This window comes from Lentimicrobium sp. S6 (assembly GCF_013166635.1).
Classification (GTDB): domain Bacteria; phylum Bacteroidota; class Bacteroidia; order Bacteroidales; family UBA12170; genus UBA12170.
Genome location: NZ_JABKBZ010000002.1, coordinates 49870 through 72250, shown reverse-complemented (window position 1 = coordinate 72250; position 22381 = coordinate 49870). Strand labels below are relative to the sequence as shown.

The 22381-nt window shown below is 36.7% G+C and carries 14 protein-coding genes; 10 read left to right on the top strand and 4 right to left on the bottom strand.

Annotation, left to right across the window (positions count from 1 at the left end; translation table 11 throughout):
* Positions 1 to 38: 38 nt before the first annotated feature.
* The 3 genes from HNS40_RS01255 to HNS40_RS01245 all read right to left on the bottom strand — a co-directional run bounded on the left by HNS40_RS01255 (position 39) and on the right by HNS40_RS01245 (position 7257).
* Positions 39 to 674: a viroplasmin family protein gene (locus tag HNS40_RS01255; RefSeq protein ID WP_172276424.1), complete on the bottom strand. Its 636-nt coding sequence runs from the start codon at positions 672 to 674 to the stop codon at positions 39 to 41.
* A 96-nt stretch (positions 675 to 770) separates the two neighbouring features.
* Positions 771 to 2381 (bottom strand): T9SS-dependent choice-of-anchor J family protein, encoded by a 1611-nt coding sequence (locus HNS40_RS01250; RefSeq protein ID WP_172276422.1) that lies wholly within the window; start codon positions 2379 to 2381, stop codon positions 771 to 773.
* A gap of 82 nt (positions 2382 to 2463) precedes the next feature.
* The gene (locus HNS40_RS01245) at positions 2464 to 7257 is read right to left on the bottom strand and encodes a lamin tail domain-containing protein (RefSeq protein WP_172276420.1); all 4794 of its coding nucleotides are present in this window, start codon (positions 7255 to 7257) and stop codon (positions 2464 to 2466) included.
* A gap of 333 nt (positions 7258 to 7590) precedes the next feature.
* Between HNS40_RS01245 and HNS40_RS01240 the strand changes: the two genes are divergently transcribed.
* The 7 genes from HNS40_RS01240 to HNS40_RS01210 all read left to right on the top strand — a co-directional run bounded on the left by HNS40_RS01240 (position 7591) and on the right by HNS40_RS01210 (position 16273).
* Complete coding sequence (locus tag HNS40_RS01240; protein ID WP_172276418.1) at positions 7591 to 8844, top strand: efflux RND transporter periplasmic adaptor subunit; 1254 nt, start codon at positions 7591 to 7593, stop codon at positions 8842 to 8844.
* Positions 8832 to 10304, top strand: a complete 1473-nt coding sequence (locus tag HNS40_RS01235) for a TolC family protein (protein WP_172276416.1) — start codon at positions 8832 to 8834, stop codon at positions 10302 to 10304. The genes HNS40_RS01240 and HNS40_RS01235 overlap by 13 nt, the downstream gene beginning before the upstream one ends.
* Before the next feature lie 10 nt (positions 10305 to 10314).
* Positions 10315 to 10980 (top strand): ABC transporter ATP-binding protein, encoded by a 666-nt coding sequence (locus HNS40_RS01230; protein WP_172276414.1) that lies wholly within the window; start codon positions 10315 to 10317, stop codon positions 10978 to 10980.
* 11 nt (positions 10981 to 10991) lie between these two features.
* A complete protein-coding gene (locus HNS40_RS01225) occupies positions 10992 to 12248 on the top strand; it encodes an ABC transporter permease (RefSeq protein ID WP_172276412.1) in 1257 nt (418 codons plus the stop codon).
* Positions 12245 to 13411, top strand: coding sequence for an ABC transporter permease (locus HNS40_RS01220; protein ID WP_172276410.1), 1167 nt, complete (start codon positions 12245 to 12247; stop codon positions 13409 to 13411). The genes HNS40_RS01225 and HNS40_RS01220 overlap by 4 nt, the downstream gene beginning before the upstream one ends.
* A 218-nt stretch (positions 13412 to 13629) precedes the next feature.
* Positions 13630 to 14991, top strand: a complete 1362-nt coding sequence (locus HNS40_RS01215) for a sigma-54 dependent transcriptional regulator (protein ID WP_172276408.1) — start codon at positions 13630 to 13632, stop codon at positions 14989 to 14991.
* Positions 14981 to 16273, top strand: a complete 1293-nt coding sequence (locus HNS40_RS01210) for a PAS domain-containing sensor histidine kinase (protein ID WP_172276406.1) — start codon at positions 14981 to 14983, stop codon at positions 16271 to 16273. Before HNS40_RS01215 ends, HNS40_RS01210 begins: the two co-directional genes overlap by 11 nt.
* 167 nt (positions 16274 to 16440) lie before the next feature.
* Here HNS40_RS01210 and queA read toward each other — a convergent pair whose 3' ends face one another.
* Positions 16441 to 17487: a tRNA preQ1(34) S-adenosylmethionine ribosyltransferase-isomerase QueA gene (gene queA / locus HNS40_RS01205; RefSeq protein ID WP_172276404.1), complete on the bottom strand. Its 1047-nt coding sequence runs from the start codon at positions 17485 to 17487 to the stop codon at positions 16441 to 16443.
* Between the two features lie 542 nt (positions 17488 to 18029).
* On the opposite strand from queA, the gene HNS40_RS01200 reads away from it, so the two are divergent.
* The 3 genes from HNS40_RS01200 to HNS40_RS01190 all read left to right on the top strand — a co-directional run bounded on the left by HNS40_RS01200 (position 18030) and on the right by HNS40_RS01190 (position 22054).
* Complete coding sequence (locus HNS40_RS01200; protein ID WP_172276402.1) at positions 18030 to 19532, top strand: glutamine synthetase family protein; 1503 nt, start codon at positions 18030 to 18032, stop codon at positions 19530 to 19532.
* Between the two features lie 163 nt (positions 19533 to 19695).
* Complete coding sequence (locus HNS40_RS01195; protein WP_172276400.1) at positions 19696 to 20256, top strand: hypothetical protein; 561 nt, start codon at positions 19696 to 19698, stop codon at positions 20254 to 20256.
* A gap of 112 nt (positions 20257 to 20368) precedes the next feature.
* Positions 20369 to 22054 carry a glutamine--tRNA ligase/YqeY domain fusion protein gene (locus tag HNS40_RS01190; protein WP_172276398.1) on the top strand — a complete coding sequence of 562 codons (1686 nt, stop codon included), beginning with the start codon at positions 20369 to 20371 and terminating at the stop codon, positions 22052 to 22054.
* The last annotated feature ends 327 nt before the right edge of the window (positions 22055 to 22381 follow it).

Here is a 22381-nt window from a genome sequence, read left to right as displayed (position 1 = left end):
ATGCAAAAAAAAGGCTGAATCTTAAGATTCAGCCTTTTTTATTTCCTTCCAAAGTCTGCAGGTATTTCTCCCCAGGTTCTGGTTTCCCATTTTAGTATTTCTGTGGTAAAAGAGTTGTCATGAAGCCAAAAAAGGGCTCTGTCCACCAGTTGAAAGAGCTTTTCAGTTTGTTGGTTTCGAGGCAGATTGGTTTTGATTTGTTTTCGTTTAACCCATGACATTGCCGTTCTCGAATCTGTGTAAATGGGCATGGTCAGTTTGTTCTTCTTTAAATAAGCCAATGCATGAACCAAGGCTAAAAACTCTCCAATATTTACCGTAGCCACAGGGAAAGGGCCTAAATGAAAAACTTTGGTTTCTGTTTCGGTAAAAACCCCTTGATACTCCATGATTCCAGGATTTCCACTGCAGGCAGCATCAACGGAAAGACTGAAAAGATTAGGTTTTTCATCCTCTGGGAGAATCAGTTCTTTTAGGTTCTTCTTTCCCTTTTTACCAATGTAATTAGAAGGGTTTTCTCGATATGCCTTCGAGGCTTCCTCACCATTATCGAATGATTTATAGATAGGACTGGGGTAGCCATTAATATGTTGTTGGCATTCAGCCCAGCTCTCGTATATGCCAGGATGGTGTCCTTTCCAAACGACGTAGTATTTTTGTTTTTTCTTTGCCATAAAAATAAGGAACAAAAATAGCTATAAAAGCATCATTTTGTTCCTTATATCAAATTAATTCTTAACAGGCTCAATCGAGCATATATAAGAAATAAATTATTTCTTAATTACAGAAACAGTTTTTGTATTTCCTTGTCCTGTTAATTGAACTAAATAAACACCATCATTCTGATTTTGAATATCTAAGTTTATTAATTGCTCTGAAGAAATAGTTTCATAAACCAATTCTCCTAAGATATTATAAACACTGATGTTCAACTTGGTTTGTTGAGTATTGTTTATATTATAAACTCCATTACCAGGGTTAGGATAAACATTAATAGCTGTTAATTCTTCTTCATTAACTGAGCTAGACATAGTACCAGTTAACAATAGATTATCTAATTCCCAAGTAGCAGCACCAGATGTAGTAGAGGTGTATTTAAATGCTAGATTTACTGTTCCAGTGTAGGAGTCAAGATCAATTTCACCAGAATTAACATAATCCCAAGATCCACCAGGGCTAGCCTCGAAGGCTAATTCAGTCCAAGTAGCTGTAGTAACGTCGTCAGTATAGTCAGATGAAATGTAGAATAACATTTCAGGACCATCATAATTCATTGCATTATCGAATGAAAAAGTGATGTTTGAATAGGCATCAAAGTCATATGTTGGAGAAACTAACCAATCTTCATTGTCAAATGCACCACCATCATAACCTGCCATCTTAGCACAATTGCCAGGGTTTCCATAAGCTACAACTTCCCAAACTTGGGCGCCATTTACGTTGATGCCAGACCAGTCACCTAATGTGTTGTCTTCAAAGTCAACGAAATCAATAATGGATACATCTGGCATTGTTAAAGATGCAGCAGGAGCACTACCATCAATTTTATAATCGATATCAGCACCACTATTGGTATAAGGGAATATGATGAAAAAGTATTCTGTAGCAGGTGATACGCCAGAGAAAGAAGCAGACTGACTACCAAAAGCAACATTTAAAACAGCGGTTCCGTCAGAAAGATCTGCATCATCGGCTACTGGCGTTCCGTCTACAGGTACAGTGAAGTTTGCTGAAGTAGAAGCCATTACTAAATAAAACTGAGGAAGCTGTCCACCTTCAGAATCAGTCCAAGAAGCATTAACAGCAGCACCATTTGCGGCAGCAGCAAAAGCTGTTGGGTAATTAGTGGGTTCTGGCTTGATAGCATTATCAATGATAAAACTACAGTTGTCTACTAAGATTTCGGCATCACCATCCCAGTTATCCGATACGTCATAGAAACGAATTTGATATGTGGCAGTAGTTGCCCCATCGGGAACTGTTCCTTCATAACTGATCATTTGCCAGCTGCCCATATCTTCACTGTATTCACCATAATAGTTATCAGCACCTTCGAATAATACAGAAAGACGAGCTCGTCCTGCAACATCATTATCATATATATAAACGCTTGTAGCTATAGGATCGCCAGCGCTTACGGCAAACGTGTTGGATTGAAGATTTTGATTATCTTGGCTGGTAAATACAACCTGACAACTAGAACTTCCCTCTTGTACGTTTGTAGTATTCTGTGATAGGGTAATGGCATCACCAGCGGTTACCCATGTGTCAGGTTGTCCACCGGTCCATGTTTCAAAACCTGGGTTTTCAATAAGATTTTGGGCATTTAATCCCAAGGTAGCTATTAATAAAGCTGCCCATACAAAAGTAAATTTTTTCATATGCATAATGTTTAATTAGTTTTTGTAAATAAAGCTATCGCAAAGATAAAAAAACATTTTGCGACAGCTTTATATGATTTATTTATTGTTTGATAATTCTCATGGTTTTGTATTCACCATCTATACTCAATTGTAACAGATAGATACCGCTTTCTTCTCTAGTTAAATCAATAACTTCATGTGATAGTACTGAATGCTTCTCGTAAACTAACTTACCAAGTACATTATATACCACGGCAGAGATTTCATTATTAGAGGGGTTTTCTAATGTGAATAATCCAGTAGATGGATTAGGCATAATTGAAATTTCTGCTAAAGTTTGTTCAGCAATACCAACACCTACTCTAATATACTCTTCCAACGTGATGGTGTGACTTCCTATAGCATTTGTTACTGTTAAAGTCACATCAAAATCACCAGCCATAGCATATGTAATTGATGGATTTGGCTCTGTCGAACTTCCTGGTGTACCACCTTCAAATGTCCATTCAAAAGATTCAGCATTACAAGTGGATAGTTCTGTGAATTCTACCTGGCCACCAACACTGGGTAACTGATCGTTGGCTGTGAAATTTGCAACAGCTACGGGGCCGGTTCCTGGAGTGCCGTATATAGCATCACCATTGGTATTATCGGCTAAATAGTTTACTGATGCATGCCAATTCTCACCCACTGAGTTTTCTGCTTCTGGATCACAAATAGTAATAGAAGGTCCTGTTCCATCTCCATCCTCTGGCCATGGAGTCATATCACTATAAGGAACTGAATCTACTGTAATGCCTGAGGCAGAAATAATCTTAATTAACTCTCCGCCATTACTCAGGCTTCCAGATGTCCACTCTATTGCAGTAACACCTAAGGTGTTTTGCATAGCATTGGCATTTTTAGCAATAACAAGATAATCATTAATGGCTAAACTCATATTAGGGAAAGTAAACTCTACTCCATCAGAGAAGGTATAACCCAATAGGTTTACAATATTAGCTGAGTTATTATAGATTTCAATATATTCTAATGAATCATCACCAGATTCTGGTGGGTTGTACATGATTTCAGTAATCACTAAATCTCCAACGGTGGCTGGTAATACAGTGATATAATCTGTTTTCACCATTTCATCATCACCAGCTGTGTTTTCTACAAATAGGGTTACATCAAAAATGCCAGGTGCATTATATGTAACACTTGGGTTTTGTAATGAGGAAGAAACTGGCGTTCCGCCTTCGAATGTCCAGCTGTAAGTAACAGGTTCGTTTTCAGAAAGGTCAGTGTACAGAACACTTTGTCCAACGAATATCGTAGTCAGATTCGCAGAAAAATTAGCAATTGGAGCAATAGTTGGATCTATTACTTCAATATAATCTACCATCTCTATGGTGTGACTACCTATAGCATTGGTTACGGTTAATGTCACATCGAAAACACCTTCATTGTCGTATGAAACTACAGGATTCTCATCACTGGAAGTACTCGGTGTTCCTCCTTCAAATGTCCATTCAATACTAGTGTAATTACAAGTAGATAGGTTTGTAAACTGAACATCTTCTGTGATAAATATAGAGGTTTCGTTTGCTGAGAAATGAGCTACAGGAGCTGAAGCAGTTCCAGGAGACCCATAAATAGCATCACCAGCATTATCTGTTAAATACTTTGTGGAGGCGTGCCAGTTTTCACCAATTGAATTCTCTACTTCAGGATCACAAATGGCGATAGAAGGTCCGTTACCATTACCATCTTCTGGCCATGGGCTAGATATTGCATAAGGAATAGAGTCGATAGTTATACCTGTTGGAGAGCTTAATTTGATTAATTCACCACTATTACTTAAACTTCCCGAAGTCCATTGTAATGCAGTAATACCTAAAACAGTTTGCATGGCATTAGCATCTTTGGCAACTAATACATAGGCTCCACTTGCAAGATCCATTGTAGGGAATGTGTATTCGATACCTGCAGTAAAATTATAACCTATTAGGTCTACTGTTTCTTCAGAATTATTATAAATCTCAATATATTCCAAAACATCATCACCAGCTTCTGGCGGATTGTACATGATTTCAGTAATCACTAAATCACCTAATGTGGCAGGCAATACTGTGATATAATCCATTTCAACCAGTTCATTAGAACCACCACCATTGGCAACAGTTAATGATACATCATAAATCCCAGCTGTGCTATAAGAAATATTAGGATTTTGATTGCTTGATGTTGCAGGAGTTCCGCCTTCAAATGTCCATGAATAAGTATCTGGATCATTAGCTGATGTACTGGTAAACTGAACACTTTGTCCAACGAAAATGGTAGTTAGGTTGGCAGTGAAAGCAGCAATAGGAGGGGTGATTGGATCAACAACTGTGATATAATTCGTTTTGGTTTCTGTATTATTATCATCATCAGTTGAGATGGTAAGAATTACATCATAAACACCAGCAGTATTATAAACGATATCTTGAGGGTTCTGACTAGTTGAACTTGAGGGAGTCCCACCTTCGAATGTCCAAGACCAGGAAGTAGGGTTTCCTGTAGAAAGGTCTGTGAAGTCTATACTTTGTCCTGTTTCTATACTTGTTGAACTAGCAGAAAACTCAGCAACTAGAGGAGCTACACCACAACTTGCTAATGGCGTTCCGTAAATATCTTGACCTCCTATTGTAGCAAGTAATTCAACACTAATACTCCAATTAGCGGGATCATTATTAGCTAAACCAGGATTACAGAAACGAATAGATTTTCCGACTTCTTTAGCGGGCCAAGGGTCGGAAACACCAAAATCTACATAGGTAACTTCGTTACCAGATGCATCTAATAAATTAACATCCTCTCCATTGTTCGAAAGTCCGCCACTTGTCCATTCAATAGCATCTTTACCAAAAGCATCTTGAATAGCAGAAGCATTGACAGCTACTAATACATAAGCTCCTGCGGCTAAATTATAAGATTCGAAAGTATGTTCTACACCTTCTGTTATTTGATAACCATCAAGGTTTATGGCCGAACTTCCATTATTATAAAATTCAATATATTCTAAAGTATCTGAGCCAGGCATAGCATTATACATGATTTCACTGATCACGATTTCTGGAATAATTACCTCTAAAACATTGAAAGGAGCACTAGATCCAGATTCTAAACCACCACCAGTAACATTCAATACTACTCCACTTTCATGGGGACCATAAGTCACTCCACTAATGGTAATAGTACTTGTACCAGCAGCAATAGTTCCTGTTAATGTTCCACCTAAGTTACCTGTTCCTGTTCCTAAAGAAAGGGTGACAGCTAAATCAGCATCCACATTAGCAGCATCACCATCATCATCTTGAGCTTGAACAGTAACAGTAAAAGCTTGATTTTCGTTTACCGCATTTCCACCATTGATAGAGGTGATGTCTAATTGAGTGGCTGGGTTTGCAGATGATGCAGGATTGATATCTAAACTGCTTCTGCTGGTTACGAAGTTTTCATTTTCATCATCGTTCTCAGGGTCAGTGGTATTAGCTAACATTATTAGGTCTTGAGCTCCAGCAGGGATTGCAGTTCCAATATAATCTACATCATAAAAAGTAGTTCTGAAATTAAAAGAACCTTTGCTTCCATCAGTTATAGCGTATATTGTTCCGTTTTCAAAATCAGCTCCAGCATCAACAAATATTGCATTCTCAACTTTTATTAATTCAGCTTGATAATCTTGAAAATCACTTAATAAATCGTCTAATGTAACTACTTCAGGTGTAATAGAGTTTGCTGTTGAACTTGCAGCACCAGGATCTGAAATAGGAATAAATTGAAGCATTCCTTCATATAAATTCAGACTTCCAATAATTCCAGTAATTCCATCATAGAGGTCGTAAGTTGTTGTTATATTTCCATCAAGGTCATCAATGAAGATGGCAGCAGTAGCATCTTGAATATATTTTTGGCCTCTATATGACTGTTGATAAGTTAAAATGGCTTCTCCTGTTAATTGATAATAATCATCTCCCACAGTTTGACTTCTTAATTGAGAAATATTTGAAATATCAGTTACCGATGGGAAAGCATAATTGTTAGTGGCAATAGCACTTTCAGTTAAGCCTGTTTTATAGGCTCTTGCTTTAACTGTTTTGTTTGAACTTACAGAGAAACCAGCAGTGTATAATGTAGAAGATTGAGTTGGATTACTACCATTAGTAGTGTAATAAATGGCTGCATCATCTGTTCCACATGTCATGGTCACGGTTATTGGGGCAAAATAATCACCAGAAGCTGGGGAAATGATAGGTGTAGAAACTGTAGTTGCAGCTCCTGCTGTATATGTTCCAACTGGGAAAGGTGTTGCAGAAGTTGCATTCGTTAGGCTTCCTTCACCATCCCATACATTAGGGCCGCTATAAGAGAAGTTGCCTAGTTCAAAATTACTACCATCAGGCCCAGAACCATTAGTTCTATAAGCCCAACCATCAAGGTATTCCCAAGGTTGTCCTGAACCACTTTGGTTGATATCACCAAATACATCTATTACTGTACTATTCATAAATAACTCTACTGCATCATCTCCATTTATCGCCATAGAACCATCAGTATAATTAGGTGCAAATCCAAACCAATTGGCGAATTCTACATCTTCGGTGGCAACATAGATAAAGCTACCTGCAGAGGCAGCATCAGCTGGGAAAGTAAATTCTTCTCCGTCAGAACCTCCGCCGTTATTTGCAGATCCTAAGCCATAAACACTTAAGTCTGCAATGTTAGCTAGAACGTAAAGTTCAACACCTTTTGGTGTTCCACCGGAACGTGGACCATCATAGACACCTGAGATGACAAGATCTTGAGCTTGTGAAGACGTCCCGATAAACATCAAAAGCATCAGTAAAAGAGTAGTAAATTTTTTCATCATTTGTATTTTATATTTAGAATTAGTTTCTTTTCTTTCTATCCTCATTTCTAGTGAAAAGGGCATCAAATTTACTAAAAAATGAGATGCAAATTTATAGCTATATCATAAAACTTAATGCAATGTTCTATTTCTTCATGAAAAATTAATCTCAGCTATATGTCAATACTTATAGTCATTTATTTTGAGCTTTTAATCAAGTTTTTTTAAGAATGAACACCTTGCCCATTATTGGGCAGTTTTTTTTACCCTATAATTCATACCCATCTGTATATGTATGTGTTAGGGGTTTTGGCATTTGAATTGTAATAAGCCTATCAAATTCTAATAGACATGGATAGAGAACTTTCTAAAGATTTTGTGATAGCAAAAAGGAAAAAACGTTTGATTAAATTTTCAATAATAATTGTCATTATCATACTTCCTATTTGGTATATCATTGACCATATTAAGCCCAGTGTTGAGTTGAAAAAGGTCCTTTTGAGCACAGTTTCTGTTGGTGAGGTGGAGAATTCATTTTCCAGCAATGCCACCATTGAACCTTATTATCAAGAATTACTGACTTCCTCAATTTCAACGGAGATTCTAGAGATTAATAAAGCAGCTGGTGATATAGTTGGACCAAACGATACTCTGTTTATTCCTAATGTGGAGGATTTAATATCTCAGAAAATTCAAATTGAAAGAGAAATTGCTTTGAAGTTAAATAGTATTTCCAGAAGCCAAGAGGAGTTGCAGCAGAAACGAAGAGCATTGAGAAATAATCTAAAGAAAGACTCTATCCAATTGCAGCAATTGCAATCGCAACTAGAAAAAGAAAAATACCTATTTAATATTGGAGGAGGTTCACAACAAAAAGTGGATCAAGCACAAATAGATTACCAGCTTTCTTCCATCAATCGGAATAACCAAAAAGGGGAGTTTGAGTCTTTTAAAAAACTGCAAAAGTTAGATTTAGAGCGCATGGAGTTGGAGCTTCAGCTGAAGAAGCAAGAAAAGATGAAAATGGAAACCTTGATTAGTCAAGCTTTTGTTCAGCCCAAGATTAATGGAATTATCACTTCTATATTGGTTCAACCTGGAGAACATGTAAGCGAGGGGCAGGCATTGGCCCATGTGGCCGATGCTCAAAGGTTTAAAATTGAAGGAAGCATCTCTACTCGTTATGCCGATAAGGTATATGTGGGACAAAAAGCTTTGGTGGATATTAATGACAGTATACTCCATGGACTCGTCACTGCTATTTCACCATCTGTTGATAACGGAAGTATTTCTTATACTGTAAATCTCGAAAATCCTCAACACAGACTCCTCAAGGCCAAATTAAAAGTAGAAGTGAGGATTATTCTTTCGGAGCAAGAAAACAGGCTTCGTATTGCCAATGGGGATTATTATTTTGGACCTGGATATACCGATTTATTCGTGAAGATTGGAGACCAGCTGGAAAAGAGAAAAGTAAAACTTGGTGGAGCAAATTTCGACTTTGTAGAAGTGATTTCAGGATTAGAAGAAGGGGAGACTGTTATCATCAGCAATGCCTTTAACGAAAAACACAAAAAATACAATTCATTATCATGCAGCGAATAATCAAAAATATTGGTTTTTTAGGGATTGTTTTTTTGAGCGCTCTTTATTCAAATGCTCAGGTAGTATTGAATTTAGATGAAATAGTTGAAATCGCAAGAACCGAAAACCTCAGCGCCAGAAAAGCCTATGTAAGCCAAAAAAATGCATATTGGAATTGGCAAATACATCAGTCTAATCTTAAGCCTCAATTGAGATTGGATACTCAGATTACCGATTTTACAAAAGGTGTAACTCCCGTAAATCAGGAGGATGGAAGCATTGCCATTAAAACGATAAATCAGAATTCCAGCAATGCCAACCTTTCCTTGCTTCAACCTTTGCCTTTTATTGGAGCAGAAATATTTATGAGTTCTTACCTCTATCGTTTTGATAATTTCAGTTCTAAAACTCATAGTTATAGCTCTCAACCATTGGAACTTGGAATTCATCTACCAGTATTTCGTTTCAATCAGTTGAAATGGGATAAGAGGATAGAGCCTGTTTTGTATGTGGAATCACAAAAAGAATACGATAGAAATCTAGAATTATCAGCTTACATGGCAGTGGATATGTTTTTTCAAAACTTGAGCGATCGCCACGAATGGAACATGGCCAATGCCAATATGGATATGAATAAGGAGTTGTATAGAATTACAGAGGAGAGGTATAATCTAGGTCAGATTTCAAAGGATGAGTTATTGCAAGTGAAGCTTATGTTGGTGAATGCCAAAAAGAGTTTAAAAGCAGCACAGGTAAGAATGGAAAATTCAGCCTTACAACTGATGACTCATCTGTCTTTAAGTGATATTGAGAATTTTCAACCTCAAATTCCCTCTATCATTCCAAATGTGGAGATCATAACTGAGGAAGCCATAAAATATGCATTGGAGTATAATCCGGAAAGTATCGCATTCAAAAGAAGATTGCTCGAAGCAGATCAAGAAGTAGCCAGAGTAAAAGGAGCAACCGGAGTAAATGGAAGTGTATTTGCCACCATTGGTTATGGTTCTAATTTCGATGAGTTGCCACAATGGAATCAAGACCTCAACCAACATGCCGCAGTACAAATTGGACTGGCCATTCCTATCATTGATTGGGGAAGAACCTACGCCGCTCGCAAACAGGCTTCCATGAAAAAGGAATTGGAGGAGACATCGGTATTGCAAGAGCAAATAGATTTTGAGAATGAAATAGTGAGTTTGGTGAATGTGGTTGATATGTTGAAAGAGAATATAGAAGTGGTAGAAGAAGCAGAAAGCATTGCCCAGGAAAGATATGAGATTGCTTATAAACGATATATGGCAGGCGACCTGAGTGTTTTGGAGTTAAGTATGGCTCAGAAAGAAAAGGATTATGCTAGCCGCGATCTATTGTCGGCAAAAGGAAGCTTTTGGGTGAATTATCACCGATTGAGGATGATTACCCTTTACGATTTTGTCAATCAGGAAGCATTAGTAAGTCAATTAGAAACAGAAATTTAAATATACCATCATGATACAATTAAAGAGTGTTCAGAAAATTTATCGAACCCGAAATATAGAAACTATTGCATTAGAGCAAGTAGATTTGGAGATTAAAAAATCTGAGTTTGTCTCCGTTATGGGACCTTCGGGTTGTGGCAAGAGTACATTACTCAATATAATGGGTTTATTAGATAGACCAACAGAAGGCGAAATCAGCATTGCAGAAACTAGAATTGCTGGTCAAAAAGACAAAAAACTAGCTCATTTTAGAAATGAAAAAATTGGATTTATCTTTCAGCGTTTTCATCTGATTAATTCCCTGAACATTATAGATAATGTGGAGCTTCCATTGCTTTATCGCAATATTTCTGCTTCTCAAAGAAGAAAGATAGCTCAGGAAACATTAGAAAGAGTTGGGCTTTCGCACCGAATGAAGCATTTTCCTTCGGAATTGTCAGGAGGACAGTGTCAGAGGGTGGCTATAGCAAGAGCTATTTCTGGAAAACCAGATATACTTTTGGCAGATGAGCCAACTGGAAACTTGGATTCTCAGATGGGTCATGAAATTATGGAAATCCTCCATCAACTGAATACCGAAGGTAAAATGACCATAGTTATGGTGACCCACGATGAGCATTTGGCCAAGCAAACTAATCGCATCATCCGTTTCTTCGATGGTAGACAAGTCAATTAAAAACCGGAGCTATGTGGAAAACAAGTTTTATACAGTTTTTGAAGATTATTCAGCAGAATAAATTCTTCACGTTTTTAAATCTATTTGGTGTGAGTATCACCATTATGATCATCCTCATTGCCGCCATCAAAATTGAATCTACCATTAGGCCTGGTGGTCCTGAAAAAAATAATGACAAAATGCTCTTTATTAAAAATGAAGTAGTAGTGGCCGAACAAAATATGTCGATGGGGGGATTAAATTTTACTTTGGTTGAGGATTATTTGGCCAAGATGAAAAGCCCCGAAGCGATTGCTTATAGCAGCCAAACCCCGTGGAGCTTCTTTGGGGAAAACGGAGTAGAAGAATATGAACTGAGAAATGTTAATGCTGGTTGGTGGCAGGTTTTTGATTTTGAGTTTGTAGAAGGACGAGGATTTAACCCGGAAGAAGTTGAACAAGCTGCTTCATTAATAGTCATTGATGAGAAAGTGAAAAACAGGTTTTTTCAAGACCAAAAAACAATTGGCGAATTGATTGAAATATCAGGAAAGTATTATAAGGTATGTGGAGTTATTAAGGAAGTCCCCAGTAATTGTATGGAAGCTTATGCAAATGTTTTTATCCCTTATTCACTGCTGGAAGGTCAAGAAAGAAACTTGATGCAAACGGGTTCTTATTCCATTGTTTTTTTAGCCAAAGACAATCAAAATAAGGAAGAAATAATAGCAGAAGTAGAAGCCGTGAGAAGGAAAATATTACCGCTTCTAGAGGAGGGTTATGAATTGCATCTTGGCGGACCAGATAGTGCCTTATCTTATTACTTGAAAGGTTGGGAGAGACCAGATGAATACAAGGGAAATACTAGAGCTATATTGATTATTTTAGCTAAGTTTTTATTGGTTTTATTTCTTCCAGCACTAAATTTAGTTAGTATTCAGCTGATTAGGATTCATGAGCGTTCAGAAGAAATAGGAGTAAGAAAAGCCTTTGGTGCAACAAGGGTGGGTTTAATTAAACAAATTCTTTACGAAAACACATTGCTTACTTTTTTGGGAGCCATCTTGGGTTTAGTTTTGGCAGTTACTATTGTTTATGGGTTTGAATCTGCTTTAAAAAGTGCTTTATTTAGTGATGCTGGAAACAATGTCCAGATTCAGCTTAACTATGGCTTATTTCTAGTTAGTTTGTTTGTGTCCTTAGTGTTAAGTTTATTATCGGGAATGATACCTGCCCTTAAAATGTCGAGGGTAGAAGCCATAGATGTTTTAAAAGGAGGTGAATTATGATCAAACATAGTTTTAAGTTAATTTGGAATCAAAAGCTCAAGAATACTTATATCATTCTTGAATTGTTTTTCTTATTCGTCATTCTATTAATAAGCTCAGTTTACATGATAGAAAAATACGAGCTTTATGCTGGTGGTACAGGTGCTGAAATTGATAATATGTTTCATCTTCGTATCAATCAGAAGGATTTCAAGGATGTGGATTTTATAGAAAGGTTAGTGGCGCTAAGAAAAGAAGTATTATCAAATCCCGAGGTTGAACAAGTTTCGTTTTCTCAAAATGCAATCCCATATATTTGGTCTATGAGCATGAATACCAGTATATACGACAGCGTTCACGAAAGTACAGTTTTGCGTGGTGTTGATGAAAATTTTGGGCGTATTTTTCAGTTGGAAATGATAGCTGGGAAATGGTTTGAGGATGATTATCAGAGTGCAAATACTCCTGTTGTTATTGATAGGAAATTGGCAGAAGCTTTGTTTGATAGTCCAGAAGATGCTATCAATAAAATTATTGATAATAATGGTGACAAACTAGTAGTTGGTGTTTATGAAATGCTGAAAAGAAATGAATATGAAGAAAATTATTCTTCACTTTGCTATCCTAGAGATTTTAGTAGTACCTGGTCTGCAGATATGGTGGTCAAATATAAAGATGAGTATTTAGCAAATCCTTCTCAATTGGCAAAAACCATTCATCTATATTTTAATAAAGAAGAATTTGCCATTCGCTATGCTTCCACCATGAATGCCAAAAAACAAGATGTGGTGGCTGAAACCAATATTGAAATGACTATGGTGGGTTTCTTTGCTGTTTTCTTAATCGTGAACATCATCTTAGGTATGATTGGTATTTTTGGTTACAGTGTGAAGCGCAGAAAAGGAGAATTGGGCATCCGAAGAGCCATGGGTTCCAGTGCTCAAAAGCTATATTTATTACTTTTACTAGAATCTTGGTCCTTGACTATTCTGGCGCTTATTCCTGCCATTATTTTAATGATACAGATTCCTCTACTCGATCTATATCCTGTTGAAACCCATATCTTTTTGCAGGCTCTTGGATTGAGTGTTTTGTTGATTTTTGTTTTGGTGAGTATGTCGGTTTATTATCCAGCTTATTTGGCATCTAAAATTGAAGCTGCGGAAGCATTATCAGAGGAATAATTTAATAGAACCGCCCGATGAAGCTTGTGTAGGAAACAGAAAGGCATACGGTGATGGTGTGTGTATTAAATCGCCGGAAAACATACTGATGTTTCAATCAGCAGAACTTTCCGGCTGAGCGAGAAGGTTGATGACCGATGCGGATGTATAAAGACGGAAAACATGTTGATTTTCCCTTTCTAAATACACAATGGATTTTTAATTAATTTAGCCTAATCATGAATAGTATTTTAATAATAGACGACGATATAGCGGTTTGTACTTCTTTAAAGTTACTTTTAAAGCAAGCCAAATACCAAGCGTATGCCTGCTATGATCCTGAGGAGGCCTTAAAATGGCTGCGACAGAATAGTCCTGAATTAATACTCATGGATATGAATTACTCCATAGAAACCAGTGGACGAGAGGGGCTGGAATTGCTCCAGAAAGTGAGAGTCTTCCATCCTCTAGTTCCTGTGATTCTCATTACAGGTTGGGCGAGTATAGCCTTGGCCGTGGAAGGGATTAAAAATGGAGCCTCCGATTTCGTTAGCAAACCTTGGGATAATGAAGGCTTATTACAATCCATAAAAAGTAATATTCAGTGGGCGAAAATTAATCTGGAGAGCTCTTCTAGTAATCGCAAAGAATTAGATCAGCAATTCGACTTAGGTGGAATCATAGGAGAACATGAGTCTTTATTGGAGGTTTTGTCTGTTTCGGGTCGAGTAGCCAGTAGTGAAGCCACCGTTTTAATCACCGGAGAAAGCGGTACAGGAAAAGAATTGATAGCGGAAGTTATTCATAATAATAGCAAGCGAAAAGCCAAACCTTTCATAAAAGTGAATTTAGGAGGTATCTCCGAAAGCCTATTTGAAAGTGAAATGTTTGGTCATAAGAAAGGCTCGTTTACCGATGCTATTGCCGATAGAAAAGGCCGTTTTCAAATGGCAGAAGGGGGAAGTATTTTCTTAGATGAAATAGCCGAACTTTCCTTGGCCTCACAAGTGAAATTATTGAGAGTTTTGCAGGAACGTACCTATGAAGTTCTGGGTGAAAGCAGCGTAAGAAAAGCCAATGTGAGAGTGATTTGTGCTACCAATAAAAACCTCAGCGAAATGGTGCAACAAGGATTATTCAGAGAGGATTTATACTATCGTATTAATCTCATCCATATTCATAATCCCAGCTTGCGACAAAGAGTGACTGATATTCCTGTTTTGGCTAAACAATTTGTAGCCCTCACTTGTCAAGAGAATAGAATGGCTGAGGTAAACCTAACTAAAGAAAGTCTTTCGTTTTTAAAGCTTCAAAATTTTGCTGGCAATATTAGAGAGCTCAAAAACTTGATGGAGCGATGTGTTTTAATGTGCTCCAAGAATCAGATTGAGCCATCGGATATTGAGAAATATATGGATAAAGCCGAACCTCAATCGTCCGCTGATGGTTTAAAAACTTTAGACCAAATTGAAAAGGAAGCCATAGTGAAAGCCATGGAAGTTTATAGTGGAAACATTTCTAGAGTAGCCCGAGCTTTGGGTTTGAGCCGCGGAGCACTCTATCGTCGTTTCGAAAAACATAAAATCCCCTATGAGCATTAAATTAAAATTTATACTTTGGGGCCTCTTATTTTATCTATCCACAGGCTTTCTTCTCTACCATTTATTGGAAGTAAATAAATGGTATTTTGTGGCTGGGGAAGTCTTGTTATTACTGTCCTTGGTACTGTTTATCATTTTGTATGGACAATTGGTAAAACCCATTGAAACCATAAGCTCAGCCATTCATTTATTAAAAGAGAAAGACTTTAGTACCCGTTTAAGTCCGGTGAAGCAAAAAGAAATAGACCAATTAATTGACGTTTTTAATAAGATGTCGGAGCAATTGCATTTGGAGCGGGTGGAGCATGAGGAGAAAAACCTTTTCCTGGACCGATTGATAGAAGCTTCTCCATCGGCTATACTTATCTTAAATACCGATAATGATATTGAGCGTATGAATCCCGCTGCTCGTCAACTCTTTCAACTATCCAACGAAAAACATACCACTATAAACTTTTCTCAGCTCCCTCCTCCATGGACCCAAAAGCTACAATCCTTAAATGAAGAAGGCTTTTCAAGTATTAAGTTAGATGGAGTCAGAAGATTTAAAGCCAGTTATAATACTTTTATGGATAAGGGTTTTTCTCGGCCTTTTATACTAATTGAAGAAATGACAAGAGAACTGGTGCAGGCAGAGAGACAGAGTTATGAGAAAGTCATCCGGATGATGTCTCACGAAGTAAACAACTCGGTAGGTGCTGTTAACTCGGTCATGCAATCGGTATTGGGAATGAGTGAGCAGTTGGACGAGAATATTCGGCAAGATGTGGAACATGCTTTGCAAATTTCTATGGATCGTAATAAAAGTCTCAATCGCTTTATGGCCAACTTTGCCGATGTGGTAAAACTACCTCTTCCAGATAAAAAAGAAGTAGATCTTGCTGAGCTGATTAAAAAAGTCATTCCTTTATTTAATGCCAGTTTTCAGATGCAAGAAATTCAATATATCGATAAATCCTCCTCCTATTTTATTTATGCCGATGGTATTCAGATAGAACAAGTTTTGGTCAATATTATCAAAAATAGTGTGGAGGCCATTTCATCAAGGGGAATCATTCAAATAGAAATAAATGACAATAGACTATCCATATTAGATAATGGAGGAGGTTTTACAAAGGAGACCATAGAGAAATTATTCACCCCCTTCTATTCCACCAAGCAAACCGGCCAAGGAATAGGTCTAACCTTAGTCCGTGAGATTTTAATCAATCATGGCTTTTCCTTCAAGCTACACCGCAAGGATAAGGTGTTTACTGAGTTTTTGATTCTTTTTGGAGAATAATATATGGTAAATATTTGTAATATAAAGTCAATTACAAATCTAAAAACCTAGTTATATAGTAGGTTTTAAATGAATCAAATCAAAATCAGATTAAAAATGATGAATTTATAAACACGAAAAAGCCCACTCCGATGAGCAGGCTTAATATTCTGTATTTTCAATATCGATTATATAATCAACATGGCATCTCCGTAGGTGAAGAAACGATATTTTTCTTTCACGGCTTCTTTATAGGCTTCCATCATAAAATCATAACCCCCAAATGCACTCGCTAACATCAACATGCTAGAGTATGGCAAATGGAAATTGGTGATCATACAATTGGCAATTTTGAAATTATACTGTGGGAATATGAATTTGTTGGTCCATCCAGAGAAAGGTTTTAAATGTCCACTAATACTAGTAGAAGATTCCATTCCTTTCATAACAGTAGTTCCAATTCCACAAACTCTTTTCTTTGCGTCAATAGAAAGATTTACACGGTCTGCAGTGGCTTCGTTAATGAATAATTGCTCACTATCCATTTTGTGTTTGGTCAGATCTTCAACTTCAATGTCGCGGAAATTACCAAGCCCTGCATGTAATGTAATTTCAGCAAAATTTACACCTTGTAATTCGAGGCGTTTTAAAAGTTCGCGGCTAAAGTGTAATCCAGCAGTAGGAGCGGCAACAGCACCTTCATTTTTCGCATAAATAGTTTGGTAACGCTCACTATCTTCTGGCTCAATAGCACGATCGTGGATTTTTGGTAGGGGAGTTTCTCCTAATCTCTTAATGGTCTTTTTGAACTCTTCGTAAGGGCCATCGAATAAAAATCTTAGGGTACGACCACGGCTAGTGGTATTGTCAATAACTTCGGCTACTAATTCATCGTTTCCGAAATATAATTTATTTCCAATTCTAATTTTACGAGCTGGATCTACTAATACGTCCCATAAACGAGATTCTTGATTGAGTTCTCTCAATAGAAAAACTTCAATCTTAGCACCAGTTTTTTCTTTTTCACCGTAAAGGCGAGCGGGAAAAACTTTTGTATCGTTTAATACAAAGATGTCCCCATCCGAAAAATAGCTTAAAACGTCCTTGAACATCTTGTGCTCAATTGTTTTTGTTTCTCGATTTAAAACCATTAATCGAGACTCATCTCGGTTTTCAGTTGGATGGGTGGCAATCAGTTCCTTTGGTAAATTAAATTTGAATTTGGATAACTTCATTCTAGAGTTTTAAATTGCTATAAGATGATACTTTGTTTCCCCTAAAAATCATTAACTTAGGGTTCGCTCAAAAAAGGATGCAAAGATAATACAAAAACAGGCCTTTGTCAAGGGTATAAATGGTTTAAATAGAAGCTTTTGAATAATAGCAGATCTTCTGGTGTATAAATGTAACTAGACTAGGCGTGTTTATTGGCTTGTGTGCACTTCTTATTATGGTGATAATTAGAAGATTCCATAAGAATATAAAGGCTATATTGGGAAATACCTCTTTAAATATTCCTAAACCTATGATGTTTATGATATTATTATAAAATTGGGTTTGTTTAAAAAATGGACACATTTTGTTGTTTCAAATAGATGAACATCAGAAAAATACTGATTTTTTAAAGATCAGGTATTCACGCTTTTTTCCTAATGGATTTTTATTTTCTTTTGTAGCTGGGGGAAAACGCCATATTTGGCATCTTATATTTGGTCGAAAAACGACAAAGAATGTGTTCTCCCTTTATAATTAAGTTTATATTGAAAAAATAAATCATATGAGTAATCAAACAATTAGCAGCCCTAACCCATTGGTTCAATACTTGCAAAAACAGCCCAAAGATTTTACGAAATCTGATATTATTAAGTATATTTTGGAAAATGGTATTGAAATGTTGAACTTTAGATATACCGGAGGAGATGGAAGGTTGAAGACTTTGAACTTTGTAGTTTATGACGAAGATCAACTAGAAGAAGTATTAAGCTCAGGAGAAAGAGTTGATGGCTCTAGTTTATTCCCATATATTGAAGCTGGAAATAGCGATCTATATGTTATTCCTCGTTTCAGGACAGCTTTTGTTAACCCGTTTAGTGAACTCCCAACCATTGATATCCTTTGTGGTTTCTATGATAAAAGTGGTGAACCTTTTGATGGTTCTCCAGCCTATACTTTGCATAAAGCACATCATGTGCTGAAAGAAAAGACGGGTTTTGAATTCGAAGTGATGGGTGAATTAGAATACTATGTCATTAGCGAAAAAGAACCTTATTTTGTAGCCGATGACCAAAGAGGGTACCACGAAAGTACACCTTTTACTAAATGGGAAGAATTACGTCGCGAAGCCATGTATGCCATTGCCACAGTAGGTGGAAATATTAAATATGGTCACTCAGAAGTAGGAAACTTTACCGTAGGAAACCTCGAATACGAACAAAACGAGATTGAGTTTAAGCCTAGTCCTTTAGAAGATGCTGCTGATCAATTGGTGATTGCGAAATGGGTAATGAGAACTTTGGCTCATAATTATGGTGTTACTATTACTTTCGCGCCTAAAATTACTGTTGGTAAAGCTGGAAGTGGTTTGCATATCCATACTCGTTTAATGAAAGATGGTAAAAATGTAATGATAGAGGATGGTAAGATTAGTGATGTGGCTAAGAGAGCCATAGCTGGTTATCTAAAATTAGCTCCTTCTATTTCCGCATTTGGTAACACCAATCCAACCAGTTATTTCCGTTTGGTACCCCATCAAGAAGCACCTACAAATATATGCTGGGGCGATAGAAATCGTTCTGTATTGGTAAGAGTACCTTTAGGTTGGACGGGTCAGATGAACATGTTGAAGCATGCCAATCCACTTGAAAGCGATGTTATTGAAGATTTCTCTTCAAAACAAACAGTAGAATTCCGTTGTCCAGATGGTAGTGCTGATATTTATCTATTATTGGCTGGGTTGACAGTTGCTGCTCGTCATGGTTTAGAATGTAAAGACAGTTTGGCTTATGCTGAAAAGACATATGTGGATGTAAATATCTTCGATGATGCACATAAAAGCAGAGTTGAGGAATTAGAACAATTGCCTATTAGTTGTCATCATTCTTCTCTCGAACTTGACAGACAAAGAGAAGAATACCTCAAATACGGAGTCTTCAATGAACTAACCGTGGATGGGATCATCAAGAAACTTCGCGATTTTCAAGACGAAAACATTCGGGAAGAAGTAGGCAATGATGACGAAAAGATTTTAGCACTAGTTGACAAATATTTCCATTGTGGATAATTTGCAAGTATAAGATTTACAATATAATGATAGGGCAATTGGAAACATTTGCCCTATTTGTTTATCAAGAAACAACTGTTTATATTTGCCCCATCTAAAGACTTCAGAAAATGAATTAAATCTTTAGATTTGCATTAAAATTATTAACTAAATCTTATAAACAATGAAAAAATTAGCGTTAGCATTATTTACTATTTTAATGATGTCCGTTGGAGCACAAGCTCAACATGTATTTAATAAAGGTGATATGGGTATCAATGCAGGATTAGGTGTTGGTGGACTTGGAGGGCTTTATCCTTCTATTGAAGCTTCATTTGAACTTGGAGTTATTCCTACTGGAGATATTGGACTGGTTTCGTTTGGTGGTGTTGTAGGTTGGAAATATTCTAGACAAACTTACGATTATTGGTATTATAATGAGACTTTACATTATAATCAGTTTATTATTGGTGGTAGAGGTACTTGGCACCTTCACTCATTCACTAGTGATAAATACGATGTTTATGGTGGTGTTGGTGTAGGTCTTAGGCTACATGCTGATTATAATTATGATAGCTGGGATGATCAAGAAGGTTGGACACCAACAAAAGATTCAAAAGCATCTATTTATGAAGAAATATTTGTGGGTGGTCGTATGATGTTAAATCCTGGTTTTGGCTTATTTGCTGAAGTGGGATACAGTAGAATTTCTAATGTTCGTTTTGGTTTAACGTTCACAATGTAATCCATAGAACTAAAAATATATAGCCGATGGAAGCCATTCTATCGGCTTTTTTATTTTACGTGATTAAATATCTCTAAATCTGTGTATTTTTGCAGATTCAAAATTTAAGAATATGACAACATCTGATAATAAGCCTGAAGAAACAAGAGCAAAGCTCAATTTCATCGAACAGATTATAGAACAAGATATAAAAGCAGGTAAAAATGAAGCTAAGGTTCATACCCGCTTTCCTCCCGAGCCTAATGGATATTTACATATTGGCCATGCTAAATCTATTTGCCTCAACTTTGGAATTGCCGATAAGTATAATGGAGAGTGCAATTTAAGATTCGATGATACCAATCCTGTGAAGGAGGATGTGGAATATGTGGACTCTATTATTGAGGATGTAAAATGGTTGGGATTCGATTGGGAAGATAGATTATACTTTGCTTCCGATTATTTTGATCAGATGTATGATTTTGCAATTCGATTAATCAAAGAAGGCAAAGCCTATGTTTGTGAATTGACTGCCGAGGAAGTAAGTACCATGCGTGGGACTCCTCAAAAGCCTTCACAGCCAAGTCCATATCGCGTCAGAACAGTGGAAGAAAATCTTGATTTATTCAAAAGAATGAAGGATGGAGAATTTGAGGATGGTAGCAAAACACTTAGGGCTAAAATTGATTTAGCCTCTGCTAATATGCAGTTACGCGACCCTGCTATTTATCGCATTCGCCATACACATCATCACCGTACTGGTGATAAATGGTGTATTTATCCAATGTACGACTGGGCTCATGGTTTAGAAGATAGTATAGAAAATATTACACATTCTCTTTGTACTTTAGAATTTGAAAATCATCGCCCATTATACGATTGGTTCTTGAATCAATTAGAAGTTCACCATCCTCAACAAATTGAGTTTGCGCGTTTAAATCTCACTTATACTGTGATGAGTAAGCGTAAATTATTACAATTGGTTGAAGATAATTTGGTGAATGGGTGGGATGACCCTCGTATGCCTACTATTGGTGGAATGCGTCGTAGAGGTTTTACGCCTGCCAGTCTTAGAAATTTCTCCGATACCATAGGAATTGCCAAGCGCGATAATATAATTGATGTGGCCCTTCTGGAACATCATGTGAGAGAAGATTTAAATAAAGTAGCCAACAGAGTAATGGGAGTTTTAGATCCTCTCAAAGTGGTGATCACCAATTATCCTGAAGGACAAACAGAAGAAGTAGAAGCCATTAATAATCCTGAGGACGAAAGTGCTGGAACCCGTATGCTTCCATTTAGTAGAGAAATTTATATCGAAAGAAGCGATTATATGGAGGATGCTCCTAAGAAATTCTTCCGCATGACTTTAGGTAAAGAAGTTCGATTGAAATATGCTTATTTTGCTACTTGTAATGAAGTGATAAAAGATGAGGATGGTAAAATTATAGAATTGCGCTGTACTTACGATCCGTTGTCAAAAGGAGGAAAATCTCCAGATGGTAGAAAAGTAAAAGGAGCCATGCATTGGGTGGATGCGAGTGATAACGTTGAGGCCGAAATTCGCCTTTACGATAGATTATTTACTGTTGAATCTCCAGATACCGATAAAGAAAAAGACTTCAAAGAATTCTTAAATCCTGATAGTTTAAATATTATCGAGAAAGCTTATGTGGAGCGTTCTGTAAAAGGAAAAGAGCCACTAACTCATTATCAATTTGAGCGTACTGGATATTTCAATATCGATAAAGACAGTACTGATGAGAAAATGGTTTTCAATAGAACTGTTGGACTTAAAGGTGGGTTTGATAAGAAATAATAATCCTTATTCTTAAGATATTTTGCAGAGGCATTTGAGGTTTTAATCCTTGAATGCCTTTTTTTTATGAATGAACATTGCAAATTGGAGCTATTACACAAAATGCACTAAGGATCCACAAAAGACACAAAATATAATGTTGTTATACTTTCTTTTTTGAGTTTTTAGTGCCTTCTATGTGGACCTTTGAGTTATAATTTAGTAGCTTGGTAATGTTGAGAAAGAGAAGATTGATTCTCATTATTATTGTAAATTGAAGCTATTGCACAAAACGCACTAAGGATTCACAAAAGGCACAAAACTTTATAGTCATATTTCTTCGTGCTA

Bases quoted from the DNA above. Each gene is read 5' to 3' on its own strand.
- HNS40_RS01255 (WP_172276424.1), bottom strand. From the start codon at position 674: ATGGCAAAGAAAAAACAAAAATACTACGTCGTTTGGAAAGGACACCAT.
- HNS40_RS01250 (WP_172276422.1), bottom strand. From the start codon at position 2,381: ATGAAAAAATTTACTTTTGTATGGGCAGCTTTATTAATAGCTACCTTG.
- HNS40_RS01245 (WP_172276420.1), bottom strand. From the start codon at position 7,257: ATGAAAAAATTTACTACTCTTTTACTGATGCTTTTGATGTTTATCGGG.
- HNS40_RS01240 (WP_172276418.1), top strand. From the start codon at position 7,591: ATGGATAGAGAACTTTCTAAAGATTTTGTGATAGCAAAAAGGAAAAAA.
- HNS40_RS01235 (WP_172276416.1), top strand. From the start codon at position 8,832: ATGCAGCGAATAATCAAAAATATTGGTTTTTTAGGGATTGTTTTTTTG.
- HNS40_RS01230 (WP_172276414.1), top strand. From the start codon at position 10,315: ATGATACAATTAAAGAGTGTTCAGAAAATTTATCGAACCCGAAATATA.
- HNS40_RS01225 (WP_172276412.1), top strand. From the start codon at position 10,992: ATGTGGAAAACAAGTTTTATACAGTTTTTGAAGATTATTCAGCAGAAT.
- HNS40_RS01220 (WP_172276410.1), top strand. From the start codon at position 12,245: ATGATCAAACATAGTTTTAAGTTAATTTGGAATCAAAAGCTCAAGAAT.
- HNS40_RS01215 (WP_172276408.1), top strand. From the start codon at position 13,630: ATGAATAGTATTTTAATAATAGACGACGATATAGCGGTTTGTACTTCT.
- HNS40_RS01210 (WP_172276406.1), top strand. From the start codon at position 14,981: ATGAGCATTAAATTAAAATTTATACTTTGGGGCCTCTTATTTTATCTA.
- queA (WP_172276404.1), bottom strand. From the start codon at position 17,487: ATGAAGTTATCCAAATTCAAATTTAATTTACCAAAGGAACTGATTGCC.
- HNS40_RS01200 (WP_172276402.1), top strand. From the start codon at position 18,030: ATGAGTAATCAAACAATTAGCAGCCCTAACCCATTGGTTCAATACTTG.
- HNS40_RS01195 (WP_172276400.1), top strand. From the start codon at position 19,696: ATGAAAAAATTAGCGTTAGCATTATTTACTATTTTAATGATGTCCGTT.
- HNS40_RS01190 (WP_172276398.1), top strand. From the start codon at position 20,369: ATGACAACATCTGATAATAAGCCTGAAGAAACAAGAGCAAAGCTCAAT.